At 68.7% G+C, this 22,406-nt stretch carries 18 protein-coding genes; 5 read left to right on the top strand and 13 right to left on the bottom strand.

Annotated features, from left to right (window positions below; genetic code table 11):
- Positions 1-54 precede the first annotated feature (54 nt).
- From ACNI65_RS04885 to phaC, 4 genes are all read right to left on the bottom strand, one after another.
- Positions 55-948 (bottom strand): glycine betaine ABC transporter substrate-binding protein, encoded by an 894-nt coding sequence (locus ACNI65_RS04885; RefSeq protein WP_416761508.1) that lies wholly within the window; start codon positions 946-948, stop codon positions 55-57.
- Between the two features lie 242 nt (positions 949-1,190).
- The gene (gene phbB / locus ACNI65_RS04880) at positions 1,191-1,928 is read right to left on the bottom strand and encodes an acetoacetyl-CoA reductase (RefSeq protein WP_416761507.1); all 738 of its coding nucleotides are present in this window, start codon (positions 1,926-1,928) and stop codon (positions 1,191-1,193) included.
- Positions 1,929-2,025: 97 nt separating this feature from the next.
- Positions 2,026-3,213 (bottom strand): acetyl-CoA C-acetyltransferase, encoded by a 1,188-nt coding sequence (locus tag ACNI65_RS04875; protein WP_416761505.1) that lies wholly within the window; start codon positions 3,211-3,213, stop codon positions 2,026-2,028.
- Positions 3,214-3,302: 89 nt separating this feature from the next.
- Positions 3,303-5,081 (bottom strand): class I poly(R)-hydroxyalkanoic acid synthase, encoded by a 1,779-nt coding sequence (gene phaC / locus ACNI65_RS04870; RefSeq protein ID WP_416761504.1) that lies wholly within the window; start codon positions 5,079-5,081, stop codon positions 3,303-3,305.
- A 149-nt stretch (positions 5,082-5,230) separates the two neighbouring features.
- Between phaC and ACNI65_RS04865 the strand changes: the two genes are divergently transcribed.
- On the top strand, positions 5,231-5,506 hold the full coding sequence (locus ACNI65_RS04865; RefSeq protein WP_416761503.1) for a hypothetical protein: 276 nt from the start codon (positions 5,231-5,233) through the stop codon (positions 5,504-5,506).
- Here the strand turns inward: ACNI65_RS04865 and pgeF are convergent.
- A complete protein-coding gene (gene pgeF / locus ACNI65_RS04860) occupies positions 5,426-6,277 on the bottom strand; it encodes a peptidoglycan editing factor PgeF (RefSeq protein ID WP_416761502.1) in 852 nt (283 codons plus the stop codon). The two genes, ACNI65_RS04865 and pgeF, sit on opposite strands and share 81 nt — an antisense overlap.
- Positions 6,267-6,905, bottom strand: coding sequence for a maleylacetoacetate isomerase (gene maiA, locus ACNI65_RS04855; RefSeq protein WP_416763573.1), 639 nt, complete (start codon positions 6,903-6,905; stop codon positions 6,267-6,269). Before maiA ends, pgeF begins: the two co-directional genes overlap by 11 nt.
- A gap of 75 nt (positions 6,906-6,980) precedes the next feature.
- Here maiA and ACNI65_RS04850 point away from each other — a divergent pair, with 75 nt between their 5' ends.
- Entirely contained in the window at positions 6,981-7,529 is a 549-nt protein-coding gene (locus tag ACNI65_RS04850) for an NUDIX hydrolase (RefSeq protein WP_416761500.1), read from the top strand.
- Here the strand turns inward: ACNI65_RS04850 and ACNI65_RS04845 are convergent.
- From ACNI65_RS04845 to ACNI65_RS04835, 3 genes are all read right to left on the bottom strand, one after another.
- Positions 7,522-7,815: a hypothetical protein gene (locus ACNI65_RS04845; protein ID WP_416761499.1), complete on the bottom strand. Its 294-nt coding sequence runs from the start codon at positions 7,813-7,815 to the stop codon at positions 7,522-7,524. The two genes, ACNI65_RS04850 and ACNI65_RS04845, sit on opposite strands and share 8 nt — an antisense overlap.
- Before the next feature lie 110 nt (positions 7,816-7,925).
- A complete protein-coding gene (locus ACNI65_RS04840; RefSeq protein WP_416761498.1) occupies positions 7,926-9,854 on the bottom strand; it encodes an EAL domain-containing protein in 1,929 nt (642 codons plus the stop codon).
- Positions 9,855-9,867: 13 nt separating this feature from the next.
- Positions 9,868-10,581: a transglutaminase-like cysteine peptidase gene (locus tag ACNI65_RS04835; RefSeq protein WP_416761497.1), complete on the bottom strand. Its 714-nt coding sequence runs from the start codon at positions 10,579-10,581 to the stop codon at positions 9,868-9,870.
- Positions 10,582-10,708: 127 nt separating this feature from the next.
- On the opposite strand from ACNI65_RS04835, the gene ACNI65_RS04830 reads away from it, so the two are divergent.
- Entirely contained in the window at positions 10,709-11,575 is an 867-nt protein-coding gene (locus ACNI65_RS04830; protein WP_416761496.1) for an HDOD domain-containing protein, read from the top strand.
- Between the two features lie 40 nt (positions 11,576-11,615).
- Here ACNI65_RS04830 and ACNI65_RS04825 read toward each other — a convergent pair whose 3' ends face one another.
- The 4 genes from ACNI65_RS04825 to aceE are packed head-to-tail and all read right to left on the bottom strand — an operon-like array spanning position 11,616 to position 18,793.
- Positions 11,616-12,497, bottom strand: a complete 882-nt coding sequence (locus ACNI65_RS04825) for a delta(1)-pyrroline-2-carboxylate reductase family protein (protein ID WP_416761495.1) — start codon at positions 12,495-12,497, stop codon at positions 11,616-11,618.
- 26 nt (positions 12,498-12,523) lie between these two features.
- The gene (lpdA, locus tag ACNI65_RS04820) at positions 12,524-14,341 is read right to left on the bottom strand and encodes a dihydrolipoyl dehydrogenase (RefSeq protein WP_416761493.1); all 1,818 of its coding nucleotides are present in this window, start codon (positions 14,339-14,341) and stop codon (positions 12,524-12,526) included.
- A 15-nt stretch (positions 14,342-14,356) separates the two neighbouring features.
- Complete coding sequence (gene aceF, locus ACNI65_RS04815) at positions 14,357-16,051, bottom strand: dihydrolipoyllysine-residue acetyltransferase (protein ID WP_416761492.1); 1,695 nt, start codon at positions 16,049-16,051, stop codon at positions 14,357-14,359.
- 24 nt (positions 16,052-16,075) lie between these two features.
- The gene (gene aceE / locus ACNI65_RS04810; RefSeq protein ID WP_416761491.1) at positions 16,076-18,793 is read right to left on the bottom strand and encodes a pyruvate dehydrogenase (acetyl-transferring), homodimeric type; all 2,718 of its coding nucleotides are present in this window, start codon (positions 18,791-18,793) and stop codon (positions 16,076-16,078) included.
- A 325-nt stretch (positions 18,794-19,118) separates the two neighbouring features.
- Here aceE and ACNI65_RS04805 point away from each other — a divergent pair, with 325 nt between their 5' ends.
- Positions 19,119-21,770, top strand: coding sequence for a PAS domain-containing sensor histidine kinase (locus ACNI65_RS04805; RefSeq protein ID WP_416761490.1), 2,652 nt, complete (start codon positions 19,119-19,121; stop codon positions 21,768-21,770).
- Positions 21,767-22,402: a response regulator transcription factor gene (locus ACNI65_RS04800; RefSeq protein ID WP_343631297.1), complete on the top strand. Its 636-nt coding sequence runs from the start codon at positions 21,767-21,769 to the stop codon at positions 22,400-22,402. The genes ACNI65_RS04805 and ACNI65_RS04800 overlap by 4 nt, the downstream gene beginning before the upstream one ends.
- The last annotated feature ends 4 nt before the right edge of the window (positions 22,403-22,406 follow it).

The raw sequence follows: 22,406 nt of genomic DNA, 5'->3' as shown, positions 1-22,406 counted from the left end.
GTCGGGTGACTCCGCACGGACAAGGGCTGCCTCGGCAGCCCTTGCTCATGGCGGTCAACCGATCCGCGCGAGCGCTCGCCGCCCGTTGAGCGCCCAGCCGTCGAGCTGGCCTTCATTGGCCTGGAGCCACGCCTGCGCGACCGCCATCACCGGTTGGCGCTCGCGGCCGATCTGATCGTCCATCGCGGTCACGGCGTCATTGCCGAGCGACATCCCTGCCAGTGTCGCGAGCACCTCGTCCGGGATCAGCGCCCGCGCCTCGCGGCGCAGCAGCAACGTCGCGTCGTCGACACCCCGGAGCAGCCCCTGCGGCTCGCGCAGCTCACGGATCGCGTGGCGCGCATGCAGGAACTGCGGCCGCCACAGCGGCACCACCACCCAGCGACGCTCGGCCACGGCCGACTCGAAGGCCTGGACGCAGTCGTCCAGCGAGCCGTTGACGAACTCATAACCGGACTCGTCGAGCCGATAGGTCTCGATGATCTCGCGCGAGAAGCGGCTGATGCCCGCCCCCGGGCCGATGCCCTGGATGCGCTTGACCATGCGCGCGGCGACCTCCTCGCGACGCAGGTCGCCGACGGTGCTCACGGCGTCCGCCGGCACGTAGTCTGGCACGCCCCAGAGCGCGTACGGCTGGTACAGCCGGCCGAGGCGGATCAGCGCGGGCGCCTGGTCGCGCGCGAAGTGGCCGTGGCTGCCGGGCAGCCAGGCCGACACGACCAGGTCGACCTCCCCACGCGCGAGCATCAGGAAGATGCGCTCATGCGTGGCGGCGTGCCACTCGTGGGCGACACCGCCACGCGTCAGCACCTGCGCCACCACGCCAGCGCAGGCCTGATGGAAGCTGAGGTCGATGACACCCAGGCGCAGCGGGCGTCGCTCGATCGACGTCGGCGGCGCGGGCTCGATGAGCGCGCGGGCCGCGGCGTTCGCAGCGAGCGGCAGCATCGCCGCGGTGGTTCCGAGCAGCCAGGATCGGCGGCTCCGGAGGGACGGAGGAATGGGGGACATGCGACAACGCTCTCCTGCTGAAAACAACAACGCCGACGGCGCGAGAGGCGCCGTCGGCGTTGCGTGGGTTCTGATCAGGAGAGGTTCGGTTTCACCCTGTTCCCCCCAGCCCGCGGACCTGCGGTCCGCGGTCGTTCGAAGGGCGTCGCCCAGTCCACTGGACTGTCCTCGGTCCCTTCTCACCCCATATGCAAACCACCGTTGCAGCTGAAGTCGGCCCCCGTCGTGAAGCCCGACGAGTCCCCGGCCAGCCATCCCACGATCGACGCGATCTCCTCGGGCTCACCCAGGCGCTTCACCGGAATCCCGGCCACGATCTTCTCGAGCACGTCGGGACGCACCGCCTTGACCATGTCCGTGCCGATGTAGCCCGGGCTCACCGTGTTCACCGTCACGCCCTTGGACGCGAGCTCCTGCGCCAGCGCCATCGTGAAGCCGTGCATGCCGGCCTTGGCAGCGGAGTAGTTCGTCTGCCCCGCCTGGCCCTTCTCGCCGTTCACCGACGAGATGTTGATGATCCGCCCCCATCCCTTGTCCACCATGCCCGGCACGACCTGCTTGGTCACGTTGAACATGCTGTTCAGGTTGGTGTCGATGACGGTGTCCCACTCGTCGCGGGTCATCTTCAGGAACATGCGGTCCTTCGTGACGCCCGCGTTGTTGACCAGCACATCGATGGTGCCGTGCTCGGCGATCGTCGCGTCGAACGCGGCGACGGTCGAGTCCCAGTCGGCCACGTTGCCCGCAGAGCAGAAGAACGAGTAGCCCTGCTGGGACTGCTCGGACAGCCACTTCTCGCGGTCGCGGGTCGGACCGCATCCGGCGATCACCTTGAAGCCGTCCTTGTGGAGGCGCTGGCAGATGGCGGTGCCGATGCCGCCCATGCCGCCGGTGACGTATGCAACTTTCTGACTCATCTTGCTTGCCTCCTGAGGGCTCCGCCGGGCCGCCGCGTCCGCGGCCGGGGTGCCTGGAATATCGGAACGGAGTCGACGCGCGAAAACAGTCCGGGGATCAGCGCTCCACGCACAGGGCCACGCCCATGCCGCCGCCGATGCACAGGCTCGCGATGCCCTTCTTCGCATCGCGCTTGATCATCTCGTGCAGCAGCGTCACCAGGATCCGGGCGCCCGACGCGCCGATCGGATGACCCAGCGCGATCGCGCCGCCGTTGACGTTGACCTTGCTCAGGTCCCAGCCCATCTCCTGATGCACCGCGCAGGCCTGCGCGGCGAAGGCCTCGTTGATCTCGAGCAGATCGAGGTCCTTGGCCTGCCAGCCCGCGCGCTGCAGCGCCTTGCGCGACGCCGGCACCGGGCCCATGCCCATGGTCTTGGGGTCGACGCCGGCGCTCGCGTACGAGGCCAGCCGCGCCAGCGGCGTCAGCCCCAGCGACTTCGCCTTGGCATCGGTCATCAGCACCAGGCCCGCGGCCCCGTCGTTCAGGCCCGAGGCATTGCCCGCGGTCACCGAGCCCGCCTTGTCGAAGGCCGGCTTCAGCCCGGCCAGCGCCTCGGCGTTGGACTTGCGGTTGATGAACTCGTCCGCGGCGAAGACGATCGGATCGCCCTTCTTCTGCGGGATCGTCACCGGCACGATCTCGGCGGTGAAGCGGCCCGCGTCCTGCGCGGCCGCGGCCTTCTGCTGGCTGGCCAGCGCGAGCTCATCCTGCTGCGCGCGGCTGACGTGGTATTCCTTGGCCACGTTCTCGGCGGTGATTCCCATGTGGTACTGGTTGTACACATCCCACAGGCCGTCGACGATCATCGTGTCCACGAGCTTCCAGTCGCCCATGCGCTGACCCTCGCGCGAGCCCGGCAGCACGTGCGGCGCCAGGCTCATGCTCTCCTGACCGCCGGCGATGATGATGTCCGAGTCCCCGTCGCGGATCGCCTGCGCGGCCAGCATCACGGCCTTCAGGCCTGAGCCGCAGACCTTGTTGATCGTCATCGCCGGCACCGTCACCGGCAGGCCGGCCTTGATGACCGCCTGACGCGCGGGGTTCTGTCCCACGCCCGCGGTCAGCACCTGACCCAGGATCACCTCGTTGATCTGATCGCCCTGCAGGCCGCTGCGGCGCAGCAGCTCCTGGATGACGATGGCGCCCAGCTCGCTGGCCGGCGTCTTCGACAAGGTCCCTCCGAACTTGCCGATCGGCGTGCGCGCCGCGGCGACGATGACGATGTCTTGCGGTGAACTCATGACTCGCTCCTCTGTCGAAACTGCTGAAGGGCTGAGATGCCCAGGTCAGCGGGGTGGATCGGACAACATGCCGCGCGGTGGCCGGGGGCTCACGCGCGCTGCTTCACGTAACGGCCTGGCGCGGGCTCGATGGCCTGATGGCCGCGGCCGCCCGGCGTGCGCGGGGCCGCCTTCAGCGGGCCCGCGTGGCCGGACAGCCACTGCGACCAATCGGTCCACCAGCTGCCGGGATGCTCGGTGGCGTTCTGGAGCCATTGCTGGTGATCGGCCGGCAGCGCCGTGCCCTTGCCGATCCAATGGCTGCGTTTCTTCTTCTCGGGGGGATTGATCACGCCGGCGATGTGACCGGACGCGCCCAGCACGAAGCGCTTCTTGCCCTTGAACACTTGCGTGCTGCGGTAGGCGGCGTCCCACGGGACGATGTGATCCTCGCGCGAGCCGTAGATGTAGACGGGTGCCTGGAGCTGTCCGAGATCGATGGTCTCGCCACAGACGGTCAGCCGGCCGGGGATGCGCAACTCGTTCTGCAGATACGTGTGGCGCAGGTACCAGCAGTACATCGGCCCGGGCAGGTTGGTCGCGTCGCCGTTCCAGTACAGCAGGTCGAAGGCCGGCGGCGCGTCGCCCTTCAGGTAGTTGCCCACGACGTAGTTCCACACCAGGTCGTTGGGCCGCAGGAAGCTGAAAGTGGTCGCGAGCTCCTGGCCCTTGAGCAGCCCCGGGCCGCTCACCGCCTGGTCGCCCAGCGTCATCTCGCGCAGCTGCACCGCCTGCTCGTCGATGAACAGATCCAGGATGCCGTTGCTGCTGAAGTCGATCAGCGTGGTCAGCAGCGTGACGCTCTCGGCGGGCTGCTCGCCGCGCGCGGCCATCACCGCCAGCGCCGTCGCCAGGATGGTCCCGCCGACGCAGAAGCCCAGCGTGTTGATCGTGTCCGTGCCGCCGATCTCGCGCACGACCTCGATCGCGCGGATCGCGGCCTGGCCGATGTAGTCGTCCCAGGTCCAGTGCACGCAGCCCGCATCCGGGTTGCGCCAGCTCACCACGAAGGTGCGGTGCCCCTGCGCGACCGCGTAGCGGATCAGCGAGTTCTCCGGCTGCAGGTCCAAGATGTAGTACTTGTTGATGCAGGGAGGCACCATCAGCAGCGGACGCGCGTGCACCTTGCCGGTGAGCGGCTTGTACTCGAGCAGCTGGAAGAACTCGTTCTCGAAGACGACGTGGCCCTCGGTGGTCGCGACATTGCGGCCGACCTCGAAGGCGTCCTCGTCGGTCTGCGACACATGGCCGCGCTGCACGTCGGCCATCAGCAGCTGCAGGCCCCGCGCCAGGCTCTCGCCCTGCGTGTTCAGCGCGCGCTGCTGCGCCTCGGGATTGAGCGCGAGGAAGTTGCTGGGCGACGCGGCATCGACGAACTGCTGGACCGCGAAGCGGACGCGCGCGCGGGTCTTGTCGTCGCCCTGGACCTGATCGGCCATGCGCTGCAGCGTCCGGGCGTTGAGCAGGTAGAGCTGCGCGGTGAAGTGGGCCAGGCGGTTGTCGTTCCACGACGCGTCTGCGAAACGGCGATCCTTGATCGGCGCCGTGGCCGCGCCGGCGGCCGGCGCCGCGGCGTGCCCGCCGGCGGCCTGCGCGGCGGCGTGGGACTCGCCGAGCGCCGCGTTCCAGAGCTCACCGGCTTGGCGGACGTAGTCGTTCTGCAGCTGCGACCACGCGTCGGGGGCGATCTGCATCGCCTGCAGCTGCTTGAAGGCATCGCCGAACCCGTGCGACAGGCTGCTGGCTGCGTGCTGTGCCTGCTGCGCCCAGTGTTCGAAACCATGGACCGATGCGCCGGCGTATCCGGCGGCGTCGTTGTTCGCGCTCATGTGTCTCCTCTTGCGGACCCGAGCAAGAAGCTTGCCACAGCCGATCACGAGGATCGCCGGGCCGCTTCGCATATGCTCAGGCGCTTTGTAGCCCGTTCAGCTTACCCCCGCGTGACGATGCTGTCGCGAAGGCCCCGAGGAAATCGTTGATGTATCTGGTTGCCATCGCGTGGATGTATGTGGTGCTGATGATGGCGGTGGCGGAGGCCACGAGCACGCAGGGCTCGGTGCTGGGCGCGATCGTCACGTTCGCGCTGTACGGCCTGCTGCCCTTGTCCATCGTGATGTACGTGATGGGCGCGCCGCGGCGTCGCGCGGCGCGGCGTCAGGCCGAGGCGATCGAATCAGCGCAGGCGGATGACCGCGGCCATGCGCCCGCTGCGCAGCCCGCTGACGCGTTCGTGGCGGAACGAAAAGAACCGTGACGGTTCGGTGAGCGTGCACCAGCCGCCGCCGCCCACCGCGCTCAGACCGAGCGCCTCGAGCCGCCGCCGCGCCAGGCCGTAGAGATCGGCGCGCCAGCGGGCTTCGCCCTGTTCATTGGGCTGGAAGCGGAACAGCGGCCGATCGGCCTCGACCGCCTGCGCGCCAAGGGCCTCGAGCACCTCGGCCCCGACCTCGAATCGCTCCGGTCCGATGCACGCGCCCATCCAGGCCTGGATCTCGCGGGGCTCGCAGGCGACGGCCTCGCACATCGCGACGACCGTGCTCTCGAGCACACCGCCCGCGAGTCCCCGCCAGCCAGCATGGGCTGCACCGACAACGCCCGGTCCGGCGAACAGCACCGGCAGGCAATCGGCCACCATCACCGCGCAGGCGAGCGCGGGATCGGTGCTGATGGCGGCGTCGGCCGGCGCGGGGTCGGCGTCGATCGCGGCATGCGCGGCGCGAAGGCGCAACACCTCGGTCCCGTGAACCTGCTTCAGGAAGACCGGCGTCGCGCCAAGTGCCTCGGCCACGCGACGTCGGTTCTCGATCACGTTCGCCGGATCGTCGCCGACCGAGCGCCCGAGATTGAGGCTCGCGAGTCCGCGCTGATCCGTCGCGGAGAACCCGCCGCCAGTGAGGCCGCTCACGCCGCCAGCGCGCGTGGTCATGAACGCCGCGACACCCGGCGCGTCCCAGTCCGGGATCAACCAGTCCGGATGGACCCCGTCGGCAGGCGGCACGTCATTCGGCGGCACGTCATTCGGCATCGGGACAGGCGCTGGGCTGGGTCTGGCTGAACGCGTCATGCGCCATGCACTGCTCGAAGATCCGCATCACGGTGGGCACGTGATCGAGCCGGCAATCGAAGCGCTGGGCGTTGAAGATCTGCGGGACGAGCACGCAATCGGCCATCGTCGGCGTGTCGCCGAAGCAGAAGCGGCCGGCGCGGCCCTCGGCCGCGAGCCGCTGCTCGACGACCGCCAGTCCGCTCTCGACCCAATGCTGGTACCAGCGTGTCTTGTTGTCGTCGCTGACGCCGAGGTCCTTGACCAGATAGCGCAGCACGCGCAGGTTGTTCAGCGGATGGATCTCGCAGGCGATGTCCTGCGACAGCGCGCGGATGTAGGCGCGGCACAGCGCGTCGCCGGGCAGCAGGGGCGGCTCGGGATGGACCTCGTCGAGGTACTCGATGATCGCCATCGACTGCGTGACGACCGCGTCGCCGTCGCGCAGCAGCGGCACCAGGCGCGAGGCGGAGACCGCCGAGTACGACTCGTTGAACTGCTCGTTCCTGGCGAGGTGGACCGACTTGTAATCGAAGTCCAGGCCCTTGAGCGCCATCGCGATGCGCACGCGGTACGAGGCGGATGAACGGAAGTAGTTGTAGAGCTCCATGGCGCGGGATGATGCCACGCGAGGCCCGGGTGAGGCCGCCGTGGAGCCCGGATGGAGCCCGGTACACTGCGCCCCATGTTCCAAGCGCGGCGCTACCAGCATTGCCCCATTTGCGGCGGTCAGATCGAATACCGCGTCCCGGCTGACGACAACCGGGAGCGGGCGACCTGCACGGTGTGCGGCACGATCCAGTACGAGAACCCGCTGAACGTCGTGGGCACCCTGCCCGTCTGGGGTGATCAGGTGCTGCTGTGCAAGCGCGCGATCGAGCCGCGTCTGGGCAAGTGGACCTTGCCGGCGGGCTTCATGGAGCTGGGCGAGACCTTGGCGGAAGGCGCGGCGCGCGAGACGGTCGAGGAAGCCGGCGCGTCGATCGAGTTGCAGAACCTGTACTGCGTGATGAACGTGGTGCGGGTCGGGCAGGTCCACGTGTTCTATCGCGCGAAGCTGCTGAGTCCGGAGTTCGATCCGGGCCCGGAGACGCTGGAAGCGCGTCTCTTCCATGAGCACGAGATCCCCTGGGACGAGATCGCGTTCCACACGATCCGCGAAGCGCTGCAGCGCTTCTTCGAGGATCGCCGCAGCGGCAACGGGTATCCGTTGCATACGTCGGATATCAACTGATCATTGCAGGTCTCGACGGGTTGGCTTCTCCCTCCATGCGCCGTTGCGCATCGTCGATCAATTGGTCGAAGACCTCATCCATCTGACGTTCCGACAAGACTCGCCCCTCGCGAATGTCGTCGTATGCCTCACCAATCGCCTCACGCAGCTCCTTCTCGTAGGGCGACAATGTCAAGACGTTGGCGGGAGGCAACCGAAAGTCCGGCGTACCTGGCAACCTGAGCACAGGCTTGACTTCTCCAGCGCCGGACTGCCCGGCCAAAACATGAGAATCAACATCCTTCATCGCACGCGCCTCGCAAGGGAACAGGGAGAGAAAGCGCGGATTCTGGGAAGGTCCGAAACGGAAGACAAGGGTGCTTGACGCGGGTCAAGCAGTTCACCGACTCGGATGAGTCAGGGCTTGATCTCCTGCGCCGAGGCCCACGGGCCGGTGATCCCGTCGACCTCGCAATCCCACAGCGCCTGCGCGTCGAGCGCGTCCGTCACGCCCTCCGCGTAGACCTTCAGCGCCAGGCTGCGCAGCATCACGACCAGGCTGCGCACGAAGGCCGCGCGCGCCACGTCCGCCGACACCCCGCTCACCACCGCGCTGTCCAGCTTCACGTAGTCCAGGCCGGCCTGGAAAAGACGATCAATTTGAGCCAGTCCCGCGCCCGCGTGTTCCAGCCCCAGCTGCACGCCGAGCGGACGCAACTGGCGCCCCAATTCCTGCAACGCCTCGAAGTGCTGCACCGCCGCGGGCTCCGCCAGCTCCAGCCCGATCTGCCGACGCACCGCCGCAGGCGCCGCCTGCACCAGCTCGCGCGCCCGCGCGATGAAGCTGCCGTCGTTGAGCGATGCCGGCGCGACGTTCACGCAGCGGGGCCGCTGATCCTGCTGCGTGGCCTGCAGCGCCAGCGCCAGCGCCTGCAGGTCGGCCTCCGCGCTCAGCCGATGGCGCAAGGCCAGCGGCAACCAGCGCGCGGCCGGTTCGAACTCGCCCACCGGGTTGAGCTTCAGCTGCAACGGGCACTCCAGATGCAGCACCTGACGCTCACGCCCGATCAACGGGAACTCGAGCAGCCGGCTGCGCTGCTGCACCAGCGCGTCCGAGATCAACGCGCGCCAGGCACGCTCGCCCTGCGCGACCTCGTCGGACGGCGGCGCCTCGCGCAGCTCCAGCACGACGCCCTCGCCCTGCTCCGCCTTGGCCAGCGCGGCATCTGCCGCGGCGAACCACGCGCTCATCGGCTGATCGCGCATCAGCTCGACCGCGCCGAGCGCGACGCCCACGCCCGGTCCCAGATGCTGCAACGCGGAGCGCAGCGCATCGGCCAGCGCCTGCGCGGTGTCTCCGACCACGCCGGGTGCCGGCAGCCACAACGCGAAGTCCGAGCCGTTGAGCCGCCCCGCCAGGCATCCGCGCACCTGCTCCGGATAGACACGCAAGGCCTGCGCGATCGCCACCAGCGCCTGGTCCGTCGCCCCGTGACCCAGGCGTTGATTGAGCCCTTGCAGGTCCTTCAGCCGCAACAGCACGAGACCCGCGCGCAGCGGGCCATCGTCGCGCTCCAGCGCCGAGTTCAGCTCGGCCACGAACTGGCGGCGATGCGACAGCCCGGTGAGCTCGTCGCACAGCAACTGGTGATGCAGCGTGCGCAGCTGCTCGGCCTGCGCCTCGAACATGCCGCGGGTGCGCACCACCATCGTGTTCATCGCGCTGGTGAGCTTGCGCATCTCGGGCACGCGCGGCTCCAGCACGGTCTCGAAGCGTCCCTGCGTCACGCCCTCGGCCTGATGCACCGCGGTGTCCAGCGGACGGCGCAGCCGCGCCAGCACCAGCGCCGCCGCGACGCCCGTCAGCACGCCCACGAGCAGCAGCCATGAGGCCGTGCTCAGCGTCGAGCGCCACAGGGCCTCGTGCACATAGCCCGTCTGGCCGCGCAACTCGATCTCGCCCGCGGCCTTCCAGCCGTCGGACACCTTGGCCACGCCGGGCGCGACGTTCAGCGGCAGCAGCGCCACGAACCAGCGCGGCGCCTGCGTGATCTGCGGCGTCTCCAGATGACGTTCGAAGACCTGCGCGCCCGCGCCGTCGCGCCAGCGCACGCTCTCATAGGCGCCCGCGTCGAACTGCGCCGAGATCAGCAGCGACATCAACGCCGCGTCGCCCTTCTGCTGCGACAGTGTCAGCGCGAGCGCGTTGGCGTTGTCTGCGTTCTTCAACTGCGCCTGCGTCTGCAGCAGGTCGCGCAGCGACCAGGTGCTCACCGCCACGCCGCCCAGCACCGAGGCCAGCACCGCGCCCAGGACCAGGCACCAGATTTGTCTTATCAGCGACATGTCGTGAATCCCATCAGAAGCCCTCCGCCTTCGCCTTCGCCAGCAGGTCGCGCCACAACGACAGCCGCACCAGCGGATTGCCCGCGGTGGTGCCGCCCACGCCGCTCCACAGGCCCTCGCCGTTGAAGCTGAATACCGGCGTCAGGTCCGGCCTCAGCGACGCGGGCCGGATCTCGGGGTTGATATTGTCCAGAATCAGCGGCTCGGACTCCGGCTGCGCATAGTAGGCCAGGACCATGTGCGCCTGCGGCCGCCCCTGGAACTGCGCCCGCACGTACACCATCCGCAGCTTGGACTGCGGCACGCCCGCGCTCTGCAGGCTCATGTACTTGGCGATGGCATAGTCCTCGCAGTCCCCCGCGCCCTTGTCCAGCAGCTCCAGCGGCGTGGCCCAGTAGTCGATCTGCCCCCACACGTCGATGTCGTCGCGGAACGCCACGCGCTGATTGAAGAAGTTGTTGACCGCGGTCAGCCGGTCGCGCTCGTCGGGCATCGCCGCGGCGCGGTCCGCCATCTGGATCATGGCCTTGACCGACGCCTGCGTGCGCGGCGACAACCTCGCCGCGGACTCGGTCAGCCTGTCCTTGTCCCAGCCCCAGGCCAGCGCCGACCAGAGGCCCGCCACGCACGCCAGCGCGGCGAGCGCCCGACGCACCCACGCACCCGCCCGCAGGCCCCGGATTGTCCGGTGCTCGCGGTACGCCGTACGGGTGACCAAACGTGACATGCGCTGCAATGTATCTGCGTTGACCGCCGGTCGCGGCGCGACCGTGACGTGCCCCCCGACAAGCGGCAATTTGCCGCACCCCCTTCACACGCTCCGGCGAGTGTCGCCGGGATAATCCGGCGCTCAGATGAAGACCCAAGACGTCCGCCAGGAACTGGACCAGGCCCGCGCCAACGGCCCGCTGCGCCAGATCCAGATTCCCCCGTGCCCGGAGCTGCTGCAGCGCCTGCGCGCCGCCATGTCGCTCCCGCAGCCCGACCTCACCGAAGTGGAACGCATCGCCGCGGCCGACGTGGCGATGTCCGCGACGCTGCTGCGCGTGGCCAACAGCCCGTTGCACCTCGTGGCAGGCCACGTGCCCTGCACCACCGTCGGCCAGGCGATGTACCGCCTCGGCCTGGACGAGAGCGTCGCGCTGATGCAGGCCTTCCTGGTCCGCCACGCCATCCCCGTCAACAGCCCGCACCTGCTGCGTTTCTGGCAGCGATCGGCCAAGCGCGCCGTGGCGATGGGCTTCATCGCCGGCCAGCTGCCCGGCATGCGCGTGGACCTGGCGCAGAGCTACGGCCTGTTCTGCCACGTCGGCATGCCGGTGCTGCTGCAGAGCGTGCGCGGTTACGGCGCGACGATGGTCGAGGCCGCCGCGCGCATCGACCGCCCCTTCATCGCCACCGAGAACGTCAACCACCGCACCGACCACGCCGTCGTCGGCGCGCTGGTCATCAAGGTCTGGCACCTGGCGCCGGAGCTCATGACGGCCATCCGGCTGCATCACGACTTCGAGGCACTGCACGACGGCAGCGTCGAACCCGAGGTCCGCACGCTGATCGCCGCCGGGCTCATCGCCGAGCACCTGATGCGCCAGCACGAAGGCCTCGACGAGGACGCCGACTGGGCCGCCAACCGGGAGGCCGCCATGGCCTGGCTCCACCTGGCCGAGGACGAGATCGAACAATGGGATGAGGCGCTGCGGCCGCTGCTGGACGAAGCCTGAGGCCGGATCGCCGAGCCGTGACGCCTGAGCGCCGAGGGCCTCAGGTCCGCACCGCGACGCGCGCGGCCGCGAGGTCCCATCGGGCGCAGCCGACGCTCTTGAACAGCCGCGTGCGGCCGTCGTCCATGGGGACGGCGCCCATCACCAGATCGTCGATCGCCGCTTGCGGCTCGAAGCGGCCGGCGGCCATCAGGTCACCGGCCTCCGCCTGCGCGCCGACCGGATCGTCGACCCACACCTGCGCGCCGCGCACCAGCTCCGGCGGCAGCTCCACCATGTCATCGCGGAACGCGCCCACGCCGATCACCACGGCGCCCTCGCCCACGCCCGGGCGCAGCACCGGCACGCGGCTCGTGGTCGCGCACACGACCACGTCCCACGGATGACGCGTCTGCGATTCGGCGGGCAGCGGCTCCACGCCGAGCTCCTCGACGAACGCGGGCACCGTCTGATGTCCCTGCACATGGATGACCGCTTGCGGATGCAGCGCCTGCAAGGCCTCCACATGCGCGCGCGCCTGCACGCCGCCGCCGACCACCAGCACGCGGCGCGGCGCCTGGCGGGCCAGGTGCTGCAGCGCGAGCATGCTGACCGCGGCCGTGCGGCGCGCCGTCAGCGCGGGACCGTCCAGCACCGCCAGGCGCTGACCGGTGCGGCTGTCCAGCACGACGACCTCACCGGCGATCGTCGGCAGGCCCAGCGCCGCGTTGAGCGGATGCACGCTGACGAGCTTGGTGATCGACAGCGTGTCGCTCAGGCAAGGCATCACCAGCAGCACGCCGTCCTGGCGCAGCGGCAGGACCTGCCGCGGCGGACAGGTCAGCCGGCCCTCGCGATGCTCGCGGCACACCAGCGCGATCTCCTCCATCAGGGGCGACCACGGCAGCGCGCGCGCTGTCGCGGCGGCGTCGAGCACTTGCATCCGGGAGCGGGCTTCCTGCGCGAGGCTTACTTGCGCGCCGGCGGGACGTCGGTGCACGAGCCGTGCGCGACCTCCGCGGCCAGCCCGATGGACTCGCCCAGCGTCGGATGCGGGTGGATCGTCTTGCCGATGTCCACCGCGTCGGCGCCCATCTCGATGGCCAGCGCGATCTCGCCGATCATGTCGCCCGCATGCGTGCCGACGATGCCGCCGCCGATGATGCGGTGGGTCTCCTCGTCGAACAGCAGCTTGGTGAAGCCCTCGTCGCGGCCGTTGGCGATCGCGCGGCCCGAGGCCGACCACGGCAGCAGGCCCTTCTTGACCTTGATGCCGCGGGCCTTGGCCTCGTCCTCGGTCACGCCGACCCAGGCCACTTCCGGATCGGTGTAGGCGACGCTCGGGATCACGCGCGCGTCGAAGCGCGACTTGGCCAGCGCGTCGTCGCCCAGCAGCTCGCCGGCGATGACTTCCGCGGCCACGTGGCCCTCGTGCACCGCCTTGTGCGCCAGCATCGGCTGGCCGACGATGTCGCCGATGGCGAAGACGTTGGGCACGTTGGTGCGCATCTGGACGTCCACCGGGATGAAGCCGCGGTCAGTGACCACGACACCGGCCTTGTCCGCGCCGATCTTCCTGCCGTTGGGCGTGCGGCCCACCGCCTGCAGCACCAGGTCATAGACCTGCGGTTCCTTCGGGGCGCCCTCGCCCTCGAAGGTCACCTTGATGCCTTCGGGCGTGGCCTCGGCGGCGACCGTCTTCGTGTTCAACATGATGTTGTCGAAGCGCGGCGCGTTCATCTTCTGCCAGACCTTCACCAGGTCGCGATCCGCGCCGGTCATCAGCGTGGGCAGCATCTCCACGACGTCCAGGCGGGCGCCCAGTGTCGAGTAGACCGTGCCCATCTCCAGGCCGATGATGCCGCCGCCGATGATCAGCATGCGCTTGGGCTTGCTGGTCAGCTCGAGCGCGCCGGTGGAGTCGATCACGCGCGGATCCTGCGGCATGAAGGGCAGGCGCACGGCCTGCGAGCCCGCGGCCAGGATGATCTTGCGGAACTTCAGCGTCTGCGTCTTGCCAGTGCGTTCCTGGCCCTCGCCGCCGGTCTCCTCGACCGACAGGTGATTGGCGTCCAGCAGCGTGCCGTAGCCGCGCACGACGGTGACCTTGCGCATCTTGGCCATCATGGCCAGGCCGCCGGTCAGCTTGCCGATGACCTTCTTCTTGTGGGTCAGCAGCTTGGGCAGCTCGACCTTGGGCTCGCCGAACTCGACGCCCAGATCGGCGAAGTGCTTGACCTCGTCCATCACCGCCGCGACGTGCAGCAGCGCCTTGGACGGGATGCAGCCCACGTTCAGGCAGACACCGCCCAGCGTCGCGTAGCGCTCGACCAGCGCGACCTTCAGGCCCAGGTCGGCCGCGCGGAACGCCGCCGAGTAGCCGCCGGGACCGCCGCCGAGCACGATCACGTCGTACTCGCCCTCGGCCGGACCGGTGTAGGTCGCGGCCCGCGGCGCCGGAGCGGCCGAAGCGGCTGGGGACGCCGCGGGTGCGGGTGCGGGTGCCTGAGCAGCAGGCGCCGGCGCGGCAGCGGCCGGCGCGGCGGCGGCGTCGCTCTCCAGCACGACCAGCAGGTCGCCCTGGTTGAGCTTGTCGCCCAGCTTGACCTTGAGCTCCTTGACCACGCCCGCCGAGGACGACGGGATCTCCATCGAGGCCTTGTCGGACTCGACGGTCACCAGGCTCTGCTCGGCCTTGATCGTGTCGCCGACCTTGACCAGGACCTCGATGATCGCGACGTCCTTGAAATCGCCGATGTCGGGAACCTTGACTTCCACTTGTGCCATGTCAGGTCCTTCCGATCACAGGGCGATGCGGCGGAAGTCCGCCAGCAGCGACGCGAAGTACACGTTGAAGCGCGCGGCCGCGGCGCCGTCGATGACGCGGTGATCCCAGCTCAGCGACAGCGGCAGGATCAGGCGCGGCACGAACTGCTTGCCGTCCCAGACGGGTTCCGTCGAGGACTTGCACACGCCCATGATCGCGACTTCCGGCGCGTTGATGATCGGCGTGAAGTAGGTGCCGCCGATGCCGCCCAGCGACGAGATCGAGAAGCAGCCGCCGGTCATGTCGGCCGGGCCGAGCTTGCCGTCGCGCGCCTTCTTGGCCAGCTCCGACATCTCCTGGCTGATCTGGAAGATGCCCTTCTTGTCGCAGTCGCGGATGACCGGCACCACCAGCCCATTGGGCGTGTCCGCCGCGAAGCCGATGTGGAAGTAGTTCTTCAGGACCAGCGTGTCACCGTCCAGCGAGGCGTTGAACTCGGGGAACTTCTTCAGCGCCGCGACGGTCGCCTTGATCATGAAGGCCAGCATCGTCACCTTGATGCCGGACTTCTCGTTCTCCTTGTTCAGCTGGACGCGGAAGGCCTCCAGCTCGGTGATGTCCGCGGTGTCGTGGTTGGTGACGTGCGGGATCGTGACCCAGTTGCGGTGCAGGTTGGCGCCGCTGATCTTCTTGATGCGCGAGAGGTCCTTGCGCTCGACCGGGCCGAACTTCTCGAAGTCGACCTTGGGCCAGGGCAGCAGGCCCGGGAAGGCACCGCCGCCGGCACCGCCCGCGGGCGCGGCGGCCTTCTGCGCGACGGTCTGCGCCGTGCCGGCCATGACGGCCTTGACGAAGCCCTGCACGTCGGACTCGGTGATGCGGCCCTTGGCGCCGGAGCCCTTCACTTCCTCGAGCGGCACGCCCAGCTCGCGCGCGAGCTTGCGGATCGTCGGCGACGCATGCGGCAGCCGGCCGGTGGGCTTGGTCGGCTCATGCGGCGGCAGCGCGGCGGTCGGGACCTGGCGGTCCGCCGCCGGAGCGGGCGCGGCGGGCGCGCTCGCGGTGGCCGGCGCGGGCGCCGCGGCGGCTTGAGCCGGAGCGGCCGCGGCCGGAGCCGGCGCGGCAGCATCGCCCGCGGCTTCGATCACGGCGATCTTCGAGCCCTTGGCGACCTTGTCACCCAGCTTGACCAGCAGCGCCTTGATCACGCCGCCATGCGAGGACGGGATCTCCATCGAGGCCTTGTCGGACTCGACGGTGATCAGGCTCTGTTCCTGCTTGACCGTGTCGCCGACCTTGACCAGCACCTCGATCACCGCGACCTCGTCGAAGTCGCCGATGTCGGGCACGACGATGTCGACCGGGCCCGCCGAGGCCGGCGCGGCCGCCGGAGCGGCCGGGGCCGCGGCAGGCGCGCTCGGCGCCGGAGCGGCGGCAGCGGATGCGGCGGGTGCAGGCGCGGCAGCGGCCGGCGCGGGCGCCGGGGCTGCAGCGTCGCTCTCGATGAGGACGATCAGGTCGCCCTGGTTGATCGTGTCGCCGATCTTGACCTTGAGCTCCTTGACCACGCCCGCCACCGAGGTCGGGATCTCCATCGAGGCCTTGTCGGACTCGACGGTCAGCAGGCTCTGCTCGACTTTCACCGTGTCGCCGGGCTTGACCAGCAGCTCGATGATCGCGACGTCCTTGAAGTCCCCGATGTCGGGAACCTTGACTTCCACCAATGCCATTTGTGTTGTCTCCGAGTCCGACGCTTAGGCGTACAGCGGGTTGATCTTGTCGACGTTGATCCCGTACTTCTTCAGGGCTTCAGCGACCTTGGCCTGCGGGATCTTGCCTTCGTCGGCCAGGCTCTTGAGCGCGGCGACGACGATGTAATGGCGGTTGATCTCGAAGTGCTCGCGCAGCTTGGAGCGGAAGTCGCTGCGGCCGAAGCCGTCGGTGCCCAGCACCTTGTACGAGCGGCCGGCCGGGATGAAGGCGCGGATCTGCTCCGCGTAGTTCTTCATGTAGTCGGTCGACGCGATCACCGGACCCTGCACCTTGCTCAGCTGCTGCGTCACGTACGGCACGCAGGCCAGCTCGGTCGGGTGCAGCAGGTTCCAGCGCTCGGCGTTCTGGCCGTCGCGGGCCAGCTCGTTGAAGCTGGGGCAGGACCAGACATTGGCGCCCACGCCCCAGTCGGCTTCCAGCAGCTTCTTGGCGGCCTGGCTCTCGCGCAGGATCGTGCCCGAGCCCAGCAGGTTCACCGTCAGCGGCTGCGCGCCTTGCGGCTGCACGGCCTCTTCCAGCAGGTACATGCCCTTGAGGATCTGCTCCTCGGTGCCGGCCTTCAGGCCCGGCATCGGGTAGTTCTCGTTGAGCAGCGTCAGGTAGAAGTAGACGTTCTCCTGGTTCTCGACCATGCGCTTCAGGCCCGAGTGCAGGATCACCGCCACCTCATGCGCGAAGGTCGGGTCGTAGCTGATGCAGTTCGGGATCGTGCCGGCCAGGATGTGGCTGTGACCGTCCTCGTGCTGCAGGCCTTCGCCATTCAGCGTCGTGCGCCCCGACGTGCCGCCCAGCAGGAAGCCGCGCGCCTGCATGTCGCCCGCGGCCCAGGCCAGGTCGCCGATGCGCTGGAAGCCGAACATCGAGTAGTAGACGTAGAACGGGATCATCACGCGGTTGTTCGTCGAGTACGACGTCGCCGCGGCGATCCAGCTGGCCATGCCGCCCGCTTCGTTGATGCCTTCCTGCAGGATCTGGCCGGCCTTGTCCTCGCGGTAGTACATGACCTGGTCCTTGTCGACCGGCGTGTAGTTCTGACCCGCGGGGTTGTAGATGCCGATCTGGCGGAACAGGCCTTCCATGCCGAAGGTGCGCGCCTCGTCCACGAGGATGGGCACCGTGCGCGGACCCAGGTCCTTGTCGCGCAGCAGCGTGGTCAGGAAGCGGACGTAGGCCTGCGTCGTGGAGATCTCGCGGCCCTCGGCCGTCGGATCGAGCACGGCCTGGAAGGTCGCCAGCTCGGGCACCTTCAGCGACTCTTCCGCCTGCGGACGGCGCTTGGGCAGGTAGCCGCCCAGCGTCTTGCGGCGCTCATGCAGGTACTGCATCTCGGGCGTGTCGTCGGCCGGCTTGTAGAACGGGATCTTCGCCAGCTCGCTGTCCGGGATGGGGATGTTGAAGCGGTCGCGGAAGGCCTTGATGTCCTCGTCCTGCAGCTTCTTGGTCTGGTGCGCGGTGTTCTTGCCCTCGCCGATCTTGCCCATGCCGTAACCCTTGACGGTCTTGATGAGCATGACGGTCGGCTGGCCGACGGTGTTCACCGCCTTGTGATACGCCGCGTAGACCTTCTGCGGGTCGTGGCCGCCGCGGTTCAGGCGCCAGATGTCCTCGTCGGACATGTTCTCCACCATCTTCAGCAGCTCGGGGTGCTTGCCGAAGAAGTGCTTGCGCACGAAGGCGCCGTCATTGGCCTTGTAGGCCTGGTAGTCGCCGTCCAGCGTCTCCATCATGACCTTGCGCAGCAGCTCCTGCTTGTCGCGCGCCAGCAGCGGATCCCAGTACGAGCCCCAGATCAGCTTGATGACGTTCCAGCCCGCGCCGCGGAACTCGCCCTCGAGCTCCTGGATGATCTTGCCGTTGCCGCGCACCGGGCCGTCCAGGCGCTGCAGGTTGCAGTTGACGACGAAGATCAGGTTGTCGAGCTTCTCGCGCGCGGCCAGGCCGATCGCGCCCAGCGATTCGGGTTCGTCCATCTCGCCGTCGCCCAGGAAGACCCAGACCTTGCGCTTGGACGTGTCGGCGATGCCGCGGGCGTGCAGGTACTTCAGGAAGCGCGCCTGGTAGATCGCCATCAGCGGGCCCAGGCCCATGGACACGGTCGGGAACTGCCAGAACTCGGGCATCAGCTTCGGATGCGGGTAGCTCGACAGGCCCTGGCCGTCGACTTCCTGGCGGAAGTTGTTCAGCTGGTCCTCGGTGATGCGCCCTTCCAGGAAGGCGCGGGCGTAGATGCCGGGCGCGCTGTGACCCTGGATGTAGAGCAGGTCGCCGCCGTGGATGCCGTCATCGCCGTGCCAGAAGTGGTTGAACCCGCAACCCAGCATCGTCGCCAGCGAGGCGAAGCTCGAGATGTGGCCGCCCAGGTCGCCGCCGTCTTCCGGATGCAGGCGGTTGGCGCGCACGACCATCGCCATCGCGTTCCAGCGCATGAAGGCGCGCAGGCGCTCTTCCATGTCGATGTTGCCGGGGAAGCGCTCTTCCTGGTCGGCCGGGATGGTGTTGACGTAGGCGGTGGTGGCCGAGAACGGCACGTCGATGCCGGCCTGGCGCGCGTGGTCGATCAAGGTCTCGAGCAGGAAGTGCGCGCGATCGCCGCCCTCCTCGCCGATGACGGCGGACAGGGCGTCCAGCCATTCCTTGGTTTCGAGGGCGTCGGTGTCATTGGCGGCTGCGCCGAGGAACGACTGGGGCTGCGCGGACATGTGTTGTCTCCTGTGTCTCAATCACGGCCTTCGGACGGGGCAAGCCGCGCTCGCGGGCGTCCGTTCCGAACAGGCCATCCTGCCCGAGCTTAAGGAAACGCGCATGCATCGACACCCTCCGGAAGGGCTATGGCGGCGGAGTGTCGCATAAGCCCACGATTTTCCAAATAGCGCGATGCGTTTCCGTATCGTGAAATTTAGAAGGCCGTGACGGGGCGTTTTCGTGACGGATGTCTTTCACGATGCGATCCGGGAATGTCCGCATCGGGAATGTCCGAGGCGCCACGCGCCGGGTGGCACGCGAGGCGCCGGGATAATCGCGCCCATGTTGTCCCGCCTCGATGTCCAAGGCTTCTCGCGCCGCGCCCTGAATCCCGTCAAACGCCTGGTCTCGGCGTGGTGGCGCCGGCAGTCCCCGTCGCGGCAGGACCGATTCGCCACGCTGGGCCCGCTGCTGTCGGTGGTGCTGTTCCTGGCGGCGATCGTCTCGGCCTTCTGGTACCTGCGCAACGAGGAGATCGAACGCGAGGCCGAGGCCGTCAAGCGCGACACCGAGATGGCGCAGCAGCAGATCCGCTCGCGCCTGATCGACAACGAGGACCAGCTGATCCCGCTGCAGCGCGACCTGGCCAACCGCGCCATCGACAACCTCGAGTTCACGCAACGCGCGATGGCGATCGCGCGCAACCGGCCCGAGATCACCCACATCACCTGGCTGAACGCGCGCCGCGAGCGCCGCGTCAGCGTCGCGGCGATCGGCGAGCAGGCCGACACGCTGATGACGCTGGAGGGCGGCGATCCGTCGATGCCCAACGGCCACGCCAACAGCGAGCCCGAGCGCGCCTTCCAGGCCGCGCGCGACCGCCGCACGCGGGTCTACTCGGCGTCCTTCGCCGACGCCAACAACACCACCGTCTTCCAGATCCAGATGCCGCTCAGCGACCGCAACGGCTTCGCCGGCGTGCTGATCGCCGAGTACGCGGTCGAGGGCCTGCTGCGCTACTCGGTGCCCAACGAGCTGACCTCGCGCCACGCGGTGGCGGTGCTCGACCCGCGCGAGCAGGTCGTGGCCAGCACGGTGACGCCGATGCCGGGCAAGCGCATCACGCGCGCGCCGATCTATTACGAGGTGCCGATGGCGCCGGCGCCCGGCCTGGTGCTGCGCGGCCAGGGCTACCGCACGTCGATCGGGCTGATCTCCAACACGCTGTTCTGGATGGTGATGGCGCTGTCGGTGCTGACCGTCTGGATGCTGCTGGGCACGTGGAAGCACATGCGCCGGCGCGCGCAGGTGCAGAACGCGCTCGCCGCGGAGACCAACTTCCGGCGCGCGATGGAGAACTCCATGCTGACCGGCATGCGCGCGATGGACCTGGAGACGCGCATCAGCTACGTCAACCCGGCCTTCTGCGCGATGACCGGCTTCGCCGAGTCGGAGCTCATCGGCCGCAAGCCGCCCTTCCCCTACTGGCCGCCCGACCGCTACGAGGAGAACCTGCGCCTGCTGCAGCAGGAGATGCAGGGCCGCAGCCCCGCGGGCGGCTCCGAGGTCAAGGTGATGCGCAAGGACGGCAGCATCTTCGACGCGCGCATGTATGTCTCGCCGCTGATCGACCCCAAGGGCAAGCAGAACGGCTGGATGACCTCGATGACCAACATCACCGAGGCCAAGCGGGTGCGCGATCAGCTGTCGGCCTCGCATGAGCGCTTCACCACGGTGCTCGAGGGTCTGGACGCGGCGGTGTCGGTGCTGTCGGTGCAGCAGGGCGAGCTGCTCTTCGCCAACCGCAGCTACCGGCTGTGGTTCGGCGCCGATCCCAAGGGCCACGCGATGCTCGCGGGCTCGCAGCTCACCGGCGCGACCAGCACCAAGGACACCGCCTTCGCCGATGCGCCGCCCGCCGTTGCCGGGCTGGACGAGGACGTCGACGGCGACGTGGACGACTACGGCGGCCTGCCCGCGCAGCACCTGACCGAGGTCGGCGGCGATTCGCGCGAGGTCTTCATCGCGCAGCTCGACATGTGGTTCGACGTCCGCGCCCGCTACCTGCAGTGGACCGACGGCCGCCTGGCGCAGATGCTGATCGCCACGGACATCACCGCGCGCCGTCACGCCGAGGCCCAGCAGCAGCAGCAGGCCGAGAAGGCGCAGGTCACCAGCCGCCTGATCACGATGGGCGAGATGGCGTCGAGCGTCGCGCATGAGCTCAACCAGCCGCTGACCGCGATCACCAACTACTGCAACGGCATGGTGTCGCGCGTGCGCGGCGACAACATCCAGAAGGACGATCTGATCGTCGCGCTGGAGAAGACCGCCAAGCAGGCGCAGCGCGCCGGGCAGATCATCCATCGCATCCGCGCGTTCGTGAAGAAGAGCGAGCCGCAGCGCCAGCCCGCGTTCGCGGCGTCGATCGTGGAGGACTCGGTGGAGCTGGCGGGCATCGAGCTGCGCCGGCGCAACGTGCAGATCCATACCTACGTCGCGCAGCGGCTGCCGGTGATGCGCGTCGACCCCATCCTGATCGAGCAGGTGCTGCTGAACCTGCTCAAGAACGCCGCCGAGGCCATCGACAACGCGGCGCTGCCGCCGTCGCGCCGCCACATCGAGCTGCGCGTCGTGCCCAAGCACACCGCCGAGCTCGGCGCCAACATCGAGTTCTCGGTGACCGACATGGGACCGGGCCTGCCGGTCGAGGTCATCGAGCGCATGTACGAGGCCTTCTTCTCCACGAAGGCCGATGGATTGGGCATCGGCCTAGGGTTATGCCGGTCCATCATCGAGTCCCACCAGGGTCGGATCCGAGCCGAGAACCTCTACAATGGCGCGTCCATCGTCGGGTGCCGGTTCGCGTTCACGATCCCCGTGGACATTCCGCGTCCGGAGTCCCCCATCACCCCGCTTGCCACGGTCAACCCGCTGGACAAGAGCGGCGAGCCCGGGACGGGCACAGCACACAACACTGCCGCAACACCATGAGCTTGATTCCGAAGAAGGGTAATGTCTACGTCGTCGACGATGACGAGGCCGTGCGAGATTCCTTGCAGTGGTTGCTGGAAGGCAAGGACTACCGGGTCAAGTGCTATGACTCCGCCGAGAGTTTCCTCAGCCGCTACGACCCGCGCGAGGTCGCCTGCCTCATCGCCGACATCCGCATGGAAGGCATGAGCGGCCTGGACCTGCAGGACAAACTGATCGAGCGCAAGAGCCCGCTGCCCATCGTGTTCATCACCGGTCACGGCGACGTGCCGATGGCGGTGCAGACGATGAAGAAGGGCGCGGTCGACTTCATCGAGAAGCCGTTCAAGGAAGAAGAGCTGCTGTCGCTGGTCGAGCGCATGCTGGACCAGGCGCGCGGCGCCTTCGCCACGCAGCAGGAAGCGGCCAGCCGCGACGCGCTGCTGTCGCGCCTGACGACGCGCGAGGCACAGGTGCTCGAGCGCATCGTCGCCGGCCGCCTGAACAAGCAGATCGCCGACGACCTGGGCATCAGCATCAAGACGGTGGAAGCGCATCGCGCCAACATCATGGAGAAGCTCAACGCCAACACGGTGGCCGATCTGCTGAAGATCGCGCTGGGCGCCAACACGGCGGCCGCGAAGGCGGGTTGATCGC

It is taken from the genome of Roseateles sp. So40a (assembly GCF_048081605.1).
Taxonomy (GTDB): domain Bacteria; phylum Pseudomonadota; class Gammaproteobacteria; order Burkholderiales; family Burkholderiaceae_C; genus Roseateles.
Note: the sequence above shows the minus strand (reverse complement) of the source record. Positions and strands in the feature narration are given on the sequence as shown.